The following is a 16,104-nucleotide window of genomic DNA, read 5'->3' as shown; positions in this document are numbered from 1 at the left end:
CGACAGGCCCACCATGTCCGACCCGATCCTGTCCCGCCGCGCCATCCTCCAGGGCGGCGGCGCCCTGGTGGTAAGCTTCTCCCTGCTGCCGCGCGCCGCCGCCGCCGCGCCGCCGCTGCCCCCCGCCCTGCCGACGCGGGGCCTGCCGAAATCGGTGGCGGGCGACGAGGTCGACGGCTTCCTCGCCATCGGCGCGGACGGCCGCGTCACCGTGTTCTCCGGCAAGGTCGATCTGGGCACCGGCGTGAAGACCGCCCTCAAGCAGATGGCGGCCGAGGAACTCGACCTGCCGATGGGCGCCGTCTCGATCGTCCAGGGCGACACCGGCCTGACCCCCGACCAGGGGCCGACCTACGGCAGCCTGTCGATCCAGAACGGCGGCGCCCAGATCCGGCAGGCGGCGGCCACCGCCCGCGCCGCGCTGCTCGGGCTCGCCGCCGACCGCCTCGGCGTCCCCGCCGCCGGCCTCGCCCTCAAGGACGGCGCCATCGGCGGCATCCCCTTCGCCGACCTCCTCAAGGACAAGCGCTTCGCCCTCAAGGTCGACGCGGACGCGCCGCTCAAGGACCCGTCCCGCTACGCGCTCGTCGGCAAGTCGGTGGCGCGCATCGACATTCCGGGCAAGGTCACCGGGCGCTTCACCTACATCCACGACCTCAAGGTGCCCGGCATGGTCCACGGGCGGGTGGTGCGCCCGCCGACCATCGGCGCGAGGCTGGAAGCGGTGGACGATGCCGCCGCCCTGGCGATGCCCGGCGTCGTCAAGGTGGTGCGCGAGGGCAACTTCCTGGCGATCGTCGCCCAGACCGAATGGGGGGCGATCAAGGCGGCCGAGGCGCTGCGCCCGCGCTGGTCGGCCTGGGCCGGGCTGCCCGAGCAGGACAAGCTGTGGCAGCACGTCCGCGCCACCCGCGTCGCCAAGGACGATGTGACCAGCGCGGTGGGCGACGTCGCGGCGGCGCTGCCGCAGGCGGCCAAGATGCTTGTCGCCACCTACGATTTCGCCATCCACACCCATGGCTCCATCGGCCCCTCCTGCGCGGTCGCCGAGTTCAAGGACGGGCGGCTCACCTGCTGGTCGGCCTCGCAGATGACCCATGCCCTGCGCCGGCAGCTCGCGGCGATGACCGGGCTGCCCACCGAGGACGTACGCTGCATCTACCTCGAAGGCTCGGGCTGCTACGGACGCAACGGCCACGAGGACGCCGCCGCCGACGCCACCCTGCTGGCGCGCGCGGTGGGCCGGCCGGTGCGGGTGCAATGGTCGCGGGCCGACGAGCACGGCTGGGATCCCAAGGGCCCGCCGACGCTGATCGACCTGAAGGGCGGCCTCGACGCCGCCGGGGCGATCGTCGCCTGGACCTCGGAATTCTTCATCCCCGAGGGCGGGGCCGGCAACGTGCCGCTGGTGGCGGCCGAACTCGCCGGCCTGCCGCACGAGACCGCCCTGGCGCCGGGCAACATCGTCCACAACTCGGCGCTGCCCTACGCCCTGCCCAACGTGCGCACGGTCTGCCATCGCCTCGCCGAGACGCCGCTGCGCCCGTCCTGGATCCGCACGCCGGGGCGGATGCAGAACACCTTCGCCAACGAGGCCTTCCTCGACGAGCTGGCGGCGGCCGCCGGCGTCGACCCCGCCGACTACCGGATGCGGCTCCTGAACGACCCGCGCGGGGCCGAGGTGCTGACCCGCGCCCTCGCCCTGGCCAAGTGGGAGAGCCGGCCCTCGCCGCGGGCCGAGACCGGCGGCGACGTGCTGCGCGGCCGCGGCGTCTCCTACGTCCGCTACGAACTCTACCGCACCTACGTCGCGGGCGTCGCCGAGGTGGAGGTCGACCGCGCCACCGGCGCGATCCGGGTGCCGCGCTTCGTCGTCGTCCAGGATTGCGGCCAGGTCATCAACCCCGACGGGGTGCGCAACCAGCTCGAAGGCAACGTGATCCAGACCGTGAGCCGCGTGCTCAAGGAGGAGGTGACCTTCGACCGGGGCGCCGTCACCAGCCTCGACTGGGCGAGCTACCCGATCCTCGCCTTCCCGGAGGTGCCCGAGGTGGTGATGGAGCTGATCGACCGGCCCACCGAAAAACCCTGGGGGGCGGGCGAGCCGGCCGCCGCGATCGTGCCGTCCGCGATCTCGAACGCGGTGTTCGACGCCACCGGCGTGCGCCTGCGCTCGGTGCCCTTCACGAAGGCCAAGATGCTCGAGGGCCTGCGCGGCGTCTGACGAGCGACCGCTCGCCAGAATTGGCGGCGCTCAGGCCGACCACCGCTCCCGGTAGTCGGGGGCCAGCGTCAGCCCGTTGGGCTGGCTGACGGACGGCGGCGGCGCGCTGATGGCCTGCTGCAGGTAGTCGATCATCGCCATCACGCCGATCGAGGTGTAGGGCTTGGCGATCACGCCGACCGCGCCGGCGAAATCCTCGGGCAGCAGCTTGGGGTTCGCCGTCATGAACACCACCGGTGCCCCGGTATGGCGGCGGAACAGGTCGGCGACCTCGATGCCGGTGATCCCGTCCGAGAGGTGGATGTCGACGAGGGCGAGGTCGGCGCTCACCTCCCGCAGCAGCTCCTCGGCCTCGCTGAGGCAGGTGGCCCAGCCGACGGTGACGTGGCCGGCATCCTCCAGCATGTTCTCGAGTTCCATGGCCAGGATGGCCTCGTCCTCGACGATGACGACGTTGAGCGGCCGGGACTCCGTCATGATCCGCGCCTCCGCTGCTCGATCGGCATGGCGATCTCGACGCGGGTGCCCGGGTTGGCGTCGGCCCAGGTGGTCCTGGCCTGCAGCTGCCGGCCGAGCCGCTCCACCAGCTTGCGGCCGTAGGACGGGCGGGTCTTGACGTCCTCCGACATGCCGTGGCCGTCGTCGACGATGGTGATCCGGCAGGTGGTCCCGTCCCGGCGCACCACCGTCCGGATGGTGCCGCCCCGCTCCTGCGGGAAGCCGTGCTTGATCGCGTTGGTCAGCACCTCGTTGACCATGAGCGCCAGCGGGGCGGCCTTGTCGGCCGGCACGTCGATGGCCTCGAGGTCGAGGTCGGTCCTGATGTCCTGGCGGCCGGTGGCGATCACGAGGTCGGAGACGAGGTCGCGCACGAATTCCGACACGTCGAACCGCGAGACGTCACCCGACTGGTAGAAGCGGCGATGGACGGTGCTCATGGCCTCGACCCGGCTCAGGGTCGTGGTGAGCGAGGCCCTGATCCCCTCGTCGGGGATCGTGCGCAGCTGCATGCTGATCAGCGAGGCGATGATCTGCATGTTGTTCTTGACGCGGTGATCGACCTCGTGGAGCAGCGTCGTGCGCAGTTCGAGGGCGGCGGCGAGGTCGCGGTTGCTCAGTTCCAGCTCCCGCGTCCGCTCGGCGACGGCCCGCTCGAAGCGGTCCTTGTCGGCGCTGACCTGGAACTCGTTCATCTTGCGGTCGGTGACGTCGAGCTGCGAGGCGAAGTAGAACTGCAGCTCCCCGTCCTCGTTGATCACCGGGCTGATGTAGAGGGCGTTCCAGAACGTGCTGCCGTCCTGGCGGTAGTTGAGGATGTCGACGCTCACGTCCTCCCGCCTCTCGATGGCCTCCCTGATCCGGGCGACCTCGGCCCGGTCGGTGTCCGGCCCCTGCAGGAAGCGGCAGTTCCGGCCCATGACCTCCTCGCGGGAATAGCCCGTCATCTGGAGGAAGGCGTCGTTGGCGAAGGTGATCGGGTTATCGGGCAGGCGCGGGTCGGTGATGATCATCGCCATGCGGGTGGCCCGGACGGCGGCGGCGAACGGATCGCCCTTGCCGTGCTCAGCATTCAGCCGGTCGGTGATCCGCCATGCATCACGTTGCTCCACGTCTCTCGCCTTCCTGGGTTCGCTTCGATCGCCCGACGAGCCCCTTCAGGGCGGCTCGGGTCAAAGACCGGGTCGAGTCGGTTCGTTCCTCACGCGCGAGTCGGTTCGTTCCTCACGCGAAGGTGCCCGGACGGACGGGGACATGCCCTTGTCCCGAGCGTTTCCATCGTCCCGCGCGTTTCGGACGCCGGATGAAGACCCGCGATGGTTGTCGTCCCACCGCCGTCGATCCGGTGTCCTCCAGTGGACATAGGCCCTTATCCCGCCGCCAAGCAAGCGCGATGGCCCTCGCTTCGCCGGCGTTGCGACGATCGGGCCCGAGCCTCACGGCGGGGCGCCGCCGGCCGGCTGGTTCGGGTCGCTGAGCTGGATCGTCCAGCTCTTCTGCTCGCCGGTGTCGACCTCGTAGAAGCCGTTGCGGTCGAAACCGCGGGCGAGGCAGTCCTCGACCCCGCGGATGGTGAACTCCGAGTCCTTGGTGCACATCAGCGAGCGGCCGCTCCACTCGCCGCCGCGGGTGTAGTCCACCGCGAACACGTAGTAGAACCGGGCCGAGAGGGAGCCCCGCAGCAGGGTCTCGCAGGCCTTGGGCGTCAGGTCCCACCAGCCCTCGGTCACCCAGCCCTGCGCGTCGCGGTAGCCCAGCGAGATCCCGACCTTGCTCGTGGTCTGGTTGCACAGGCGCAGGTCGGCCCGGGCGGGGGTGGCGAGGACGAGGATCGCGATCGCCCCGCCCCAGGGCGCCAACAGCCGTCCCAGGCCACGCTGTCCGAGTCGGCGCCGACGCGGTCGCTTATCCGACAAGGATGATCCGGCAATCGTTGACATTGGTGCGCGTCGGGCCCGGCTGGACGAGATCGCCGATGGTGGCGAAGAACTTGGTCGAATCGTTGTCCGCCAGCATCGCCTCCGGATCGAGGCCGGCGGCGCGGGCGCGCTCCAGGGTGGTGGGATCGACGAGGCCGCCGGCCGGGTCGGTGGCCTCGCCGCGCCCGCCGTCGGTGCCGTCGGTGTCGGCGGCGATGCCGAGGATGCCCGGATGGCCCTCGAGGGCGATGGCCAGCGCCAGGGCGTATTCCTGGTTGGGGCCGCCGTGGCCCTCGCCGCGGATGGTGACGGTGAGTTCGCCGCCCGAGATGATCGCGACCTTCCGGCCGGCCTGCGCCATCTCCCTGGCGAGCCTGGCGTGTTCGGCCGCGACCTCGCGGGCCTCGCCCTCCACGTCGGGGCCGAGCATCACCGGCTCGTAGCCGGCCTTGCGCGCCGCCGCCGCCGCCGCCTCCAGCGCGTCGATGGGCCGGGCGATGATGATGTATTCCGAGCGCGCGAAGGCGGGATCGCCGGCCTTGGGCGTCTCGTTGGCCGGATCGTTGAGGAGCGCCCGTGCCGTGTCGGGCAGCGGGATGCCGCGGCGCTCGCAGATGGCCAGCGCGTCGGCCAGCGTCGTGGGATCGGGCACCGTCGGCCCCGAGGCGATCACCGCCGGATCGTCGTGGGGCACGTCCGAGATCGCCAGCGTCAGGATCGAGCGGGCGTTGCGCGCCTTCACCGCGAGGCGCCCGCCCTTGATGCGCGAGAGGTGCTTGCGCACGGCGTTGATCTCGCCGATGGGCGCGCCCGAGCGCAGCAGCGCCTTGGTCACCGCCTGCTTCTCGGAGAGCGTGAGGTCGCCGGCCGGGGCGATCCAGTTGGCCGAGCCGCCGCCCGAGAGCAGCACCAGCACGTCGTCCTCGGGGCCGGCGTCGCCGGCCAGCCGCAGGGTCTCGATGGTGGCGTCGATGCCGGCCTGGTCGGGCACCGGGTGGCCGGCCTCGACCATGCGGATCATCGGCGCCTCCTCGCCGTAGCCGTGGCGCGCCACCGCGAAGCCGGCGATGCGCTCGGCGTCGACCCCGTGCGTCTCCCGGTAGAACCGGCTCGCCACCGCCGCCATGCTGCCGCCGGCCTTGCCGGCACCGAGGATGATGAGGCGCCCCGGCCCGGGGGCCGGCAGGTGCGGCGCGAGGCAGCGCGCCGGATGGGCCGCGGCGATCGCCTCGTCGAGGAAGCCGAGGAGGAGGGCGCGGGCGGCCGAAGGGGCGGGGGAGGGCGCTGTCATGGCGGGCGTATCCGTCTCTCGTGTCGCTTTGGCGGTCGCTCTTTCGACGAACGCACGGCCCGCCGGCGTCGAAGTCCCGCTGCCGGGATGTTGCCGTGACGTCGCGACCCGCGATACGTGCTGTGCCCGACGCCCGCCGCGCGGGCAAGCGCGAGATGACGCGGCCCGCGGCTTGGTCCGCGGCTTGCCGGACTTCCTTGAGCCAGCCCCCGCCCGCAACCCCGGAGCGTTCGAGCCTCATGCCCAGCCCTCATTCGCACGGCCCCCATCCCGTCGAGACCGTTCCGGGCGACCCCGCCTGCGGCCTGCTGCTTCTGTGCGACCACGCCTCCAACCACGTGCCCGACGATCTCGGCCGGCTCGGGGTTCCGGACGCCGAGTTCTCCCGCCACATCGCCTACGACATCGGCGCGGCCGGGGTGACCCGCCGCCTCGCCGCCCTCCTCGGTGCGCCCGCCGTCCTCACCACCTTCTCGCGGCTCGTCATCGACCCGAACCGCGGACGCGACGACCCGACCCTGGTGATGCGGCTCTCCGACGGGGCCGTGGTGCCGGGCAACGCCCGCATCGACGAGGCCGGCAAGGCGGAGCGGATCGCCCGCTTCTACGAACCCTACGACCGGGCTATCGACGCCCATGTCGCCGCGGCGATGGCGGCGGGCGCGCCGCCGGCCATCGTCACCATCCACAGCTTCACCCCGTGCTGGCGCGGCGACCCGCGCCCCTGGCACGTCGGCATCCTGTGGGACCACGACGACCGCCTGAGCGCCCCCCTCGTGGCGGGCCTGCGCGCCGACCCGGCCGGGCTCACGGTGGGCGACAACGAACCCTACGGCGGCGGCCTGCCCGGAGACACCGTCGACCGCCACGCCATCGCCCGCGGCCTGCCCAACGCCCTCGTCGAGATCCGCCAGGACCTGATCGCGGACGAGGCCGGCGAGGCGGAATGGGCGGCGCGATTCGCCGGGCTCCTGCGGCCCCACCTCGCCCCGACGGCTTGACGCCCGGGGCATGGACGCCGACCTCTCTTGGCACGCACGACGAGGAGTCCGCGCCATGACGATCGACACCGCCACCACCACCGAACTCGAAGCCGCCGTCTACCGCCGCCTCGTGGCGCATCTGCGAGCCCGCGAGGACGTGCAGAACATCGACCTGATGACCATGGCCGGCTTCTGCCGGAACTGCCTCTCGAACTGGCTCAAGGACGAGGCCGACGCCCGCGGCCTGGAACTGAGCAAGGACGAGAGCCGCGAGCACGTCTACGGGATGCCCTACGAGGACTGGAAGCGCCGCCAGCCGGAGGCGACGCCCGAGCAGCAGGCGGCCTTCGCCAAGGCCCAGGCCGAACCGCACTGAGAGTTATCGAAGGGACAACGGCGTCGCGGCGCGATGCGAATCGCCCTGGTGGGCCGGGGGGATCGGCACCGCCGATTTCCGCCGGGGCCCTAATCTCCCGGTAAGCTCGACCGCCTAATCCGGATCGACGGGCGCGGCGCCGACCTGTCGCCGCGCCGCCGATTCGAAGGACATCGCACGATCATGGCCGCCTCTCCCGCACCCGCCGTCGACGCCTCCTCCGTCGCCGCCGACCAGCTCAAGAGCTTCATCGAGCGCATCGAGCGCCTCGAGGAGGAGAAGGCCGGCCTCGCCGGCGACATCAAGGACGTCTACGCGGAGGCCAAGGGCACCGGCTTCGACGTGAAGGCCCTGCGCAAGATCGTCTCCCTGCGCAAGAAGGACCACGCCGAGCGCCAGGAGGAAGAGGCGATCCTCGAACTGTACATGCAGGCGCTCGGCATGGTTTAGCGCTCCGCGAGGGAGAGGGAACGTAACCCGACGGGGTGTCCTTTTCATCTATGTTAAAATCTACTATCCGCGCCCTCTGGCACCACGGCCGAGCTTGATCGCCGTGGCCGGCTCGCACGAGGTCAAGACTCCATGGCAGGCCAGAAGACCGACGCACGCGACGTCCATGTCGGACAGCGCATCGCCCTCCAGCGCAAGAAGGCGGCCCTGACGCAGAAGCGGGTGGCCCAGAGCTTCGGCATGTCGGCGGCCCAGCTCCAGAAGTACGAGAAGGGCACCAACCGCATCAGCGCCATCCACCTCGACACCTTCAGCCGGCTGACCGGCGTGCCGGTGGCGTACTTCTTCGAGGGCATGCAGCGCCTCGACGACGTGCCGCCGGAAGGGTTCGCGGAAAGGCCCCAGCAGGCCTTCTCGGCGGATTCGGCGGCGGATGCCGCGCCGGGCTCCTGGCAGGGCCTCGCCGAGGTGGTGGCCGAGCACGTCAAGCGGCACTTCACGGAGGACGGCCGCAAGGACTTCGCGGCCGCCATCCAGGTTCTCGGCACCCGCCTGGGGACCTGAAGGCGCGATGGCCCGACGCGGCCGTCCCGGTGAAGGCCCGCGTCTGCTCTAACGACCGTTTCGTTCGTCGCCACGAACGTGTCCGGTCTTTCGGCTTGACCCTGCCACAGGCCGATGCCAGAACCTCGGCCTTCCGAAGACCGGGTCCAACGCCATCGAATCTGGGCGTACCCACAGCCGGGGATCGTCCTCAATGCCGCGTTCCAACTACCTCTTCACGAGCGAGTCGGTTTCCGAAGGTCACCCGGACAAGGTCTGCGACCGGATCTCCGACACCGTGGTCGACGCCTATCTCGCGGCGATGCCCGAGGCGCGTCTGGGCGTCGAGACCCTGGCCACCACCAACCGCATCGTCATCGCCGGCGAGGTCCGCGGTCCCGATTCGGTGACCTTCGACCATCTCACCGAGCTGACCCGCGAAGCGGTGAAGGACATCGGCTACGAGCAGTCGGGCTTCCACTGGAAGCACAACGACATCGCCATCCACCTGCACGCCCAGTCGGCCGACATCGCCCAGGGCGTGGACGCCGCCGGCAACAAGGACGAGGGTGCCGGCGACCAGGGCATCATGTTCGGCTACGCCTCGGACGAGACCCCCGAGCTGATGCCGGCCCCGATCTACTACGCCCACAAGATCCTCAAGGACCTCGCCGACGCCCGCAAGGGCAAGGTCGGCGACGCGGCCAAGCTCGGCCCCGACGCCAAGAGCCAGGTCACCGTGCGCTACGTCGACGGCCGCCCGGTCGGCGTCACCCAGATCGTGCTCTCGACCCAGCACGTGGACGAGAGCCTCGATTCGGCCGACGTGCGCGCCATCGTCGAGCCTTACATCCAGGCGGCCCTCCCCAAGGGCTGGATCGACGGCTCCACCGTCTGGCACGTCAACCCCACCGGCAAGTTCGTGATCGGCGGCCCCGACGGCGATGCCGGCCTCACCGGCCGCAAGATCATCGTCGACACCTACGGCGGGGCCGCCCCCCACGGCGGCGGCGCCTTCTCGGGCAAGGACCCGACCAAGGTCGACCGCTCGGCGGCCTATGCCGCGCGCTACCTCGCCAAGAACGTGGTCGCCGCGGGCCTCGCCACCCGCGCCACCATCCAGCTCGCCTACGCCATCGGCGTCGCCAAGCCCCTGTCGATCTACGTCGACCTGCACGGCACCGGCACCGTGGACGAGGCCAAGCTCGAAGGCGTGCTGATGGACGCCCTCGACCTGTCGCCCCGCGGCATCCGCCTGAAGCTCGGCCTCAACAAGCCGATCTACGCCCGCACCTCGGCCTACGGCCACTTCGGCCGGGCACCCGACGCGGACGGCGGCTTCTCGTGGGAGCGCACCGACCTCGCCGACAGCCTCAAGTCGGCGTTCTGAGGCCTGTTCCGCATGGTGGGGCGGGGGGATGACCCGCCCCAGGCGGGCGGTATTGCGAGCGAGGAGGCGCCCGAGCGCGCCTTCTTCGGCCGGCGCAAGGGCAAGCGCCTGCGTGCGCTCCAGGAGCAGCGGCTGGCCTCCCTCCTGCCGGAGCTGAGGATCGCCCTGCCGGGAGAGGGCGCGTTCCTCGATCCCGCGGCCCTGTTTCCGGACCCGGTCCGCGAGGTCTGGCTCGAGATCGGCTTCGGCGGCGGCGAGCACCTGGCCGCCAATGCGGCCCGCGAGCCCGGCGTCGGCATCATCGGCGCCGAGCCCTTCGTCAACGGCGTCGTCAAGCTCCTGCGCGAGATCGACGAGCGCGACCTGCGCAACGTCAGGATCTGGGACGAGGACGCGACCGCGTTGCTGGCCGCCCTGCCCGACGCCAGCGTGACGCGCGTCTACCTGCTCTATCCCGACCCGTGGCCCAAGCGCCGCCAGCGCAAGCGCCGTTTCGTCTCCGACGAGAGCCTGGCGGAGATCGCGCGCGTGCTCGTGCCCGGCGGCAGCTTTCGCTTCGCCAGCGACATCGACGATTACGCCGGCTGGACGCTGGTGCGCGTCGCCCGCAACCCGGACCTCGCGTGGACCGCGAGGGCGGCCACCGACTGGACGCGGCCCTGGTCGGATTGGCCCGGCACCCGCTACGAGGCCAAGGCCATCGCCGCCGGCCGCCGGCCGACGTATCTCACCGTCCTTCGTCAAGATGGGGAACAGCCGTCCGGCCGTCGATGATTGGACGAATGGCACCTTGTGGCCGGAATCATCTGCGATCATGGTCTGAATTCAGTCGGGTGTGCCGCGACGGCAGGCTTGACGCCGGCGGGTCCGAGTGAGGTTCGCGTGTTGGGCGGCAGGGCGGATCACGATCCGACGGCGCAGGCGGCCTCGGCCTTCGGGGGGGACGCGCATCGCGTGGCCTTCGACCTGGCCGCCACCGGCCTCGCGATCCTGTCGCCCGACGGCCGCACCATCCTCAGCGCCAATCCCCGCCTGTGCGCTATCGTCGGCCGGCCTCCCGGCAGCCTCGACGACCGGCCGCTGGGGACCGTCGGAGAGACCATGAACCCGGTGCCCGAGGGCATCCGCCTGTGGCGCCAGGCCGACGGCGCGGCGATTCCCGTGCGGGTGCGTCCCTCCGGATCGACGGCCGGCGCCGTGCGGGTCCTCGTGGTCGAGCCCGTGGACCCCGACGAGATGGTCCGGGCCGAGCAGAACCGCGACGCGCTCACCGCGGCCGGGCTCGGGGAGTGGCGCTGGGAGCGTGCCACCGGCCTCGTCACCCTGTCGCGCCGCGCCGCCCACATCCTCGGCCATCCCCCCGGCCATGCCCTGTCCTGGGCGGCCCTGCGCGCGCGGTTCGATCCGGCCGACGCCGAGCGCATCGGGCTGACGGTGCGCGAGTCCGGGCACGCGGGCGTGCCCTATGCCATCGAAGCCCGCGTGCGCCATGGGCACGAGGACCGGACCGTCTGGGTGATGGCCCGGGGCCAGGGCACCCTGGCACCGGACGGGTCGCTCACCGGCATGGTCGGCGTGCTGCAGGACGTCACCGCCCGGGTCGCCGACCGCGACGCTTTGCGCGACCGCGAGCAGCGCCTGCGCATCGCCGCATCCCTGGCCGATCTCGGCATCTTCGAGTGGCACATGCTCGACGACCGCGCGATCTGGGAGAACGAGCGCATGTTCGCGATCTTCGGCCGCCGTCCCGAAGACGGGGCCGTCGGCAAGCGCGAGTTCCTCGATCACATCCTCCACCCCGAGGACCGCATGGCGTTCCGGCACGCGATCTCCGCGGCCCTGCGCGACGACGCGATCCTGCATGTGAGTGGCCGCATCCGCCGGGCCGACGACGGAACCTGGCGGGTCATCGACATGGCCGGCCGCTTCGAGCGCGACACCCCCGACCGCCTGCCGCGGCGCCTGATCGGGGTCGTGGCCGACGTCACCGACCGGCGCCTCGCCGAGGACCGCCAGAACCTCCTGATCCGCGAGTTGCACCACCGGGTGAAGAACACCCTGGCCACGGTGCAGGCCATCGTCGGCTCGACCGCGCGCAACGCCACCAGCATCGAAAGTTTCTACGACGCCTTCGTCGGGCGCATCGTGTCGCTGGCCCACACCCATGCGGTGCTCACCGGCGCCACCTGGCAGATGGCGGGCCTGCGCGACCTGCTCTCCAACGAACTCAAGCCCTATGCCGACGGTGCCCTCGACGGGGAGCCCGACGCCCGCGTCACCCTGATCGGCCCGGCGGTCGACCTCGCCTCCGAGGTCGCGGTGCCGATCGGCATGGCCATCCACGAACTCACCACCAACGCCGCCAAATACGGGGCGCTCTCGACGCGCGCCGGCCGGGTCGCCGTGACCTGGGCCGTGGAGCCGGACGACGCCTGCGGCACCCTGCTCTTCGCCTGGGTCGAGAGCGGCGGACCCACGGTGGCGCCCCCCACTCGCCAGGGCTTCGGCTCGCGGCTGCTGCAACGGGTGCTGACCACGCAGGTGCGCGCCGAGGTGACGACCGATTACGCCCCCGAGGGCTTTCGCCTCACGATGCGCGCGCCCCTGCCTGCCCGGAACGACACCCTCAATCCGTTGTGACGGGGCAACGCCGCGACCTCGAGCGATGCCAAGCGCGTTTACGGGCGTCACGACGCGGTGGCGCCCGCCCACCGGGAGGGGGCCTCGACCGTGCACGACCGGGACGACCCGCTTGAATGCCGGCCTCGCCGCTGGTAGCACGTCTCGTCGGATGCCGGTGTAGCACAGCGGTAGTGCAGCGGTTTTGTAAACCGAAGGTCGGGAGTTCAATCCTCTCCGCCGGCACCGTCAGAGACCCCGCCCATCGGCCGGATCCGATGTCACGGGTCCTGTGCCGGCTTTCGACGACCTGCGGCTTGCGGCGTTCGTCCGCCGGGACGGGATCGATCGTCCCTCGGCCGTGCTGGCATCTCAGGATCGCGGTGCGGCGCTGCCGACGTTCGATCACCGAAGGCACCGGATTCGCTCAAGTCCGCCATCGTCGAAGACGGGGATCACCGTTCGGACGGGGTTCCGGTCGGCGTCATCGGAACGGGGGTGGGCCTTTCGATGCTCCTCCGGCCCGGCCCGAACAGGGTGACGAGCCGCGATGTCGCCGGATCGGCAAGAGGTAGAGCCGTCAAACCGGTTTACTCGATATAGAGATGCGACCCCGCGGTTGCGATCAAGTCGGTATGGTCATCGTGCCGGATCAGCGTGTTTTCGCCGTGGGAAGACGGTTGCTGTTCGATGAGATTGGATCTCGACCTCATGTCGAAGCACAATTGCAGGGCCACGTGCTTCTCGAAGAGGGCGACTTCGAGCGATCTCTTGAGCATGGCGATCTGGTTTTCGTGATCGGCGAGGGTCTTGAACAGAACGGATCGCTCCGCCTCCCATTTCGCCTGCTCCGTCTTGATCTGGTCGATGAGCCGAATGGCCTGCGGCTCGACGGCCTCCTTCCAGGTTTGCAGCCTGTCGATGGAAGTGACGGCGGCTTCGATCAGTCCCAGCGCGCAGAACAGATCAACCTCGACACCGAGGGGGGCGCGATCGCTCGGCGACTCGACCGCAACCTCGGCGCCGTATGGAGAAGGAGTCCGCATCACGGGGTAAGATCTGTGATCAAGGGTCGACGGAATCGGCGCCGTTCTGCTGGTTGCCCGCGAGCTTGCTGCGGCTCTTGGGCCCGAAGGCCGTGAACACCGCGTCATGGAGGCGGATGAGCCAGGCCTCGGCCTCCTTGGCGCGCGCCTCGCCGCGTCGTGCGCGCTCCTCGGATTGGTTCAGGAGGGTCTGCTGCGACGCGAGCTTCTGCTGCAGGCTTTTGATCTCGTCTTCCGCTTGGGTGATGACGTGCTTGAGCTGGTTTTCGAGATCGACCGCTCGCTCCTCGGTGATCCGGATCGCTTCGCTCGCCTCCTGGACGAGCTCGATGGCCGACATCCATTCCCGCTGCGGAGAGGCCGACGCGCCGACGCTCTCGGAGGAGGGGAGGGTGCCTTCCTGGGTGGAGGCCGAGAGGCTGATGACCTTGTCCCCCGTGCGGCCGACATTCGCCTGCCACGGTCGCATCAGGACGGACGCCGTGGGAGAGCCACCACTTTTCAGCGCTTGATCAGACATTGTCGCTTCCCGTGATCATGAATTGCGTCGGCATCACTTGCTGGGCGTATTGAAGGGGCGCACGTTGCTGGCCTCTTCGCCCGAATAGTCCGGTGACTCGGCGTTCGCGTCGTCCTTGCCGATGTCCCGCCAGGGCCGCCCCGAGCGTTTGAAGGCATCGTGCTGTTTTTGCAGCGAAACACGGCTCTCGCGGGCGATATCGAGGGCGCCCTGGAGCAGCGACCGTTCCGAACGCTCGTTCTGGAGATCTTCCAGCAGGCGCCGGTTCGACGTCTCCAGATCGGCCCGGACGGATTCGTGACGATGGGTCAGATGCTCGATCCGGTCGTTCAGGGACGCATTGCGGTTGTTGGCCTGTTCGAGGGCCGCATCCTTCGCGGCCAGCGCCTTGTTGAGCATGTCACAGCGGCTTTCGAGGTCGCCCTTCACCCGCTGGATGTCGATGAAACGCTCGTTCTGCCGGGAGAGGTCGGCCTGGATCGCCTCGAGCCGCCGCTCGGACGTCGTGCGTGCGATGACGGCTTCCTTCAGGCTCCTGTCGGCAGACCGGAACTCCTCGTCCTTCTCGCGAAGCTGGTTCCTGGCCTGAACGAGCAACTGTTCGGTGGAGGCGGCCCGGTTGGACGACGTCTCCAGCTTCATGGCGAGGCTCGCCCGCTCGGTCCGAAGCGCGGACATCTCCGTTTCGTGCTGCGCGTCGTTGCGCTCCCGGAGGGATAGCTCGGCCGCCAACTGACCTTCGATCGCACGCAGGCGCTGATGGTCGGCGTCGGTCGTCGTCTCCAATTCCCGATACTTGAAGTCGAGGTCCGCAAGCCGCGCCGCCTGCTCTTCGCTGAGAAGCTGCAGCCGACGGCCTTCAGCCTCGAGAAGACCGAGCTTCTCGCGCGCATCGGCCAGTTCGTGCTCGGAACGCGCCAGGGCCGTGTCGGCCGCCTGCGCCTCCTGACGCAGCGCGCGATTTTCGCTCGCGAAAGCCTTGTTCTGTTCCGTCTCCGTGAAAAGTTGGCGCTCCAGGCTTTCGACCAGGCTCGATTTGTCCCGCAGCTCGATCTTCTGCGCGACGACGGCGGCCTCGCCCTCCTTCAGCCGGTCGGAGATCTGCTCGGCGTGGACTTGCGACTCGGCGAGCTCACGGCTGACGCGGGAGATGTCGGTCGTCAAATTGGCGACCAGTTCCCTCAGGGTCCCCGAGTTCTTCACCTCTTGCGAAAGCTTCTGCTTCAAGTCCTCGACCTGAACGCTCGCCTTCAAGAGTTCGGCGCTGATGTTGGACAGGGGGTCCAATATCAGGGCGAAGTCGTCCTGCAGTGTCCGCAGGTCTTCGAGCCGGTTCGTCATGGAGTCGATACGCTGGCGAACGACCTCGTCGCGCTGACCGATCGCATCCAATGTTCGGGTCCGACCGGCGACGTCCGGCTTATTCTCGGGCAGAGGATGATGGATGAACTCGGGGACCACGGCCCTCGGGAGACCCGGCGATGCCATCGGAGGCTGCTCCGCATCCCGACGCGCGTCGTCCTGGTCGTGCCGCAGCGATGATGTCGACGTCACGCGGCGGAATGGCGTCCAGCCCATTGTCGCTACAACCCCTACCCTGTGCTCCAGCGCGAAACGCCAGCGAGTAAAGTTTTTACCATACATTCCGGTCGAGGCGAGTCTGCATTCATAGGTTATGAGTCGCAGATTTTTTTGCGAGGACAATGGGATCGCCGCCGACAAAAAATCATGGCTGCAGATTTACAAGATAAAAATTATCATTTTATATTTAAAATGATAGATATCATAATGGTTTATAGCCATGCCGAATGTCAATATTTCACATCATGCTGTAGAGATCATCAAGTGATGATTCGTAATAAACTAAATTATATCGATGTGGCATCGTCGGCAATAACGTTCATCGTCAGAGATTGAGCTCGATCACCATCGACAAAGACTATCCGGTCGAAAGCGTGTCGTCATCGGCCTGGTTTCGAAAGGAAAATATTCAGAATTATGACTCTCCCAAACAACGCATTTTTCCGGCAACCGAAGCGTGTTTTCGGGAAAGACGTTTGCAGGCCGATCTCTATTGAAATCGGGTTTCCTGCCAGGGGTCACGGCAGGCCGGTGACATGCGCATGCCTTCGCGGCGTCGCGACGAGAAAGACGGCACGCGGTCTATCCGGCCACCCCGGGATGGTCGGCCGGCGCGCGCGGTCCGTTCGAGAGAGGTGCTGACCGCTAGGGTTCACGCTCGGCC

At 69.3% G+C, this 16,104-nt stretch carries 15 protein-coding genes and 1 tRNA gene; 9 read left to right on the top strand and 7 right to left on the bottom strand.

The features are described from left to right. Positions 1–13: 13 nt before the first annotated feature. The gene (locus ASF39_RS02700) at positions 14–2,224 is read left to right on the top strand and encodes a molybdopterin cofactor-binding domain-containing protein (RefSeq protein WP_056280855.1); all 2,211 of its coding nucleotides are present in this window, start codon (positions 14–16) and stop codon (positions 2,222–2,224) included. A gap of 30 nt (positions 2,225–2,254) precedes the next feature. On the opposite strand, the gene ASF39_RS02695 is transcribed toward ASF39_RS02700, so the two are convergent. The 4 genes from ASF39_RS02695 to ASF39_RS02680 form a co-directional block, all read right to left on the bottom strand. Then, positions 2,255–2,701, bottom strand: coding sequence for a response regulator (locus ASF39_RS02695; RefSeq protein WP_055880050.1), 447 nt, complete (start codon positions 2,699–2,701; stop codon positions 2,255–2,257). Further along, positions 2,698–3,834 carry a PAS domain-containing protein gene (locus tag ASF39_RS02690; protein WP_056280853.1) on the bottom strand — a complete coding sequence of 379 codons (1,137 nt, stop codon included), beginning with the start codon at positions 3,832–3,834 and terminating at the stop codon, positions 2,698–2,700. The genes ASF39_RS02695 and ASF39_RS02690 overlap by 4 nt, the downstream gene beginning before the upstream one ends. Positions 3,835–4,158: 324 nt before the next feature. Beyond that, on the bottom strand, positions 4,159–4,581 hold the full coding sequence (locus tag ASF39_RS02685; RefSeq protein ID WP_244472238.1) for a DUF1036 domain-containing protein: 423 nt from the start codon (positions 4,579–4,581) through the stop codon (positions 4,159–4,161). Positions 4,582–4,627: 46 nt separating this feature from the next. Beyond that, entirely contained in the window at positions 4,628–5,932 is a 1,305-nt protein-coding gene (locus ASF39_RS02680; protein ID WP_056280851.1) for a glycerate kinase, read from the bottom strand. 239 nt (positions 5,933–6,171) lie between these two features. On the opposite strand from ASF39_RS02680, the gene ASF39_RS02675 reads away from it, so the two are divergent. From ASF39_RS02675 to ASF39_RS02640, 8 genes are all read left to right on the top strand, one after another. Then, positions 6,172–6,933: an N-formylglutamate amidohydrolase gene (locus ASF39_RS02675; RefSeq protein ID WP_055880040.1), complete on the top strand. Its 762-nt coding sequence runs from the start codon at positions 6,172–6,174 to the stop codon at positions 6,931–6,933. A gap of 55 nt (positions 6,934–6,988) precedes the next feature. Next, on the top strand, positions 6,989–7,291 hold the full coding sequence (locus ASF39_RS02670) for a DUF1244 domain-containing protein (protein WP_056280849.1): 303 nt from the start codon (positions 6,989–6,991) through the stop codon (positions 7,289–7,291). Between the two features lie 183 nt (positions 7,292–7,474). Beyond that, positions 7,475–7,741 (top strand): DUF2312 domain-containing protein, encoded by a 267-nt coding sequence (locus ASF39_RS02665; RefSeq protein WP_055880034.1) that lies wholly within the window; start codon positions 7,475–7,477, stop codon positions 7,739–7,741. Between the two features lie 132 nt (positions 7,742–7,873). Further along, on the top strand, positions 7,874–8,305 hold the full coding sequence (locus tag ASF39_RS02660) for a helix-turn-helix transcriptional regulator (protein WP_055880031.1): 432 nt from the start codon (positions 7,874–7,876) through the stop codon (positions 8,303–8,305). A gap of 193 nt (positions 8,306–8,498) precedes the next feature. Beyond that, positions 8,499–9,674 carry a methionine adenosyltransferase gene (gene metK, locus ASF39_RS02655; protein WP_055880028.1) on the top strand — a complete coding sequence of 392 codons (1,176 nt, stop codon included), beginning with the start codon at positions 8,499–8,501 and terminating at the stop codon, positions 9,672–9,674. Between the two features lie 12 nt (positions 9,675–9,686). Beyond that, positions 9,687–10,448: a tRNA (guanine(46)-N(7))-methyltransferase TrmB gene (locus ASF39_RS02650; protein WP_056280847.1), complete on the top strand. Its 762-nt coding sequence runs from the start codon at positions 9,687–9,689 to the stop codon at positions 10,446–10,448. 180 nt (positions 10,449–10,628) lie between these two features. Beyond that, positions 10,629–12,314 carry an HWE histidine kinase domain-containing protein gene (locus ASF39_RS02645; protein ID WP_055881181.1) on the top strand — a complete coding sequence of 562 codons (1,686 nt, stop codon included), beginning with the start codon at positions 10,629–10,631 and terminating at the stop codon, positions 12,312–12,314. A 153-nt stretch (positions 12,315–12,467) separates the two neighbouring features. After that, positions 12,468–12,539: transfer RNA gene (locus tag ASF39_RS02640), tRNA-Thr, on the top strand. Between the two features lie 344 nt (positions 12,540–12,883). Here ASF39_RS02640 and ASF39_RS02635 read toward each other — a convergent pair. The 3 genes from ASF39_RS02635 to ASF39_RS02625 form a co-directional block, all read right to left on the bottom strand. Then, complete coding sequence (locus ASF39_RS02635; protein ID WP_156399211.1) at positions 12,884–13,342, bottom strand: hypothetical protein; 459 nt, start codon at positions 13,340–13,342, stop codon at positions 12,884–12,886. A gap of 16 nt (positions 13,343–13,358) precedes the next feature. Continuing rightward, on the bottom strand, positions 13,359–13,808 hold the full coding sequence (locus ASF39_RS02630) for a hypothetical protein (protein WP_244472237.1): 450 nt from the start codon (positions 13,806–13,808) through the stop codon (positions 13,359–13,361). 84 nt (positions 13,809–13,892) lie between these two features. After that, the gene (locus ASF39_RS02625) at positions 13,893–15,320 is read right to left on the bottom strand and encodes a chromosome partitioning protein ParA (RefSeq protein WP_244472236.1); all 1,428 of its coding nucleotides are present in this window, start codon (positions 15,318–15,320) and stop codon (positions 13,893–13,895) included. Between the last annotated feature and the right edge of the window lie 784 nt (positions 15,321–16,104).

The sequence above is a fragment of the Methylobacterium sp. Leaf108 genome (assembly GCF_001423265.1).
Classification (GTDB): domain Bacteria; phylum Pseudomonadota; class Alphaproteobacteria; order Rhizobiales; family Beijerinckiaceae; genus Methylobacterium.
The sequence above is the reverse complement of the archived record's forward strand: the minus strand, read 5'-3'. Positions and strand labels throughout refer to the sequence as shown.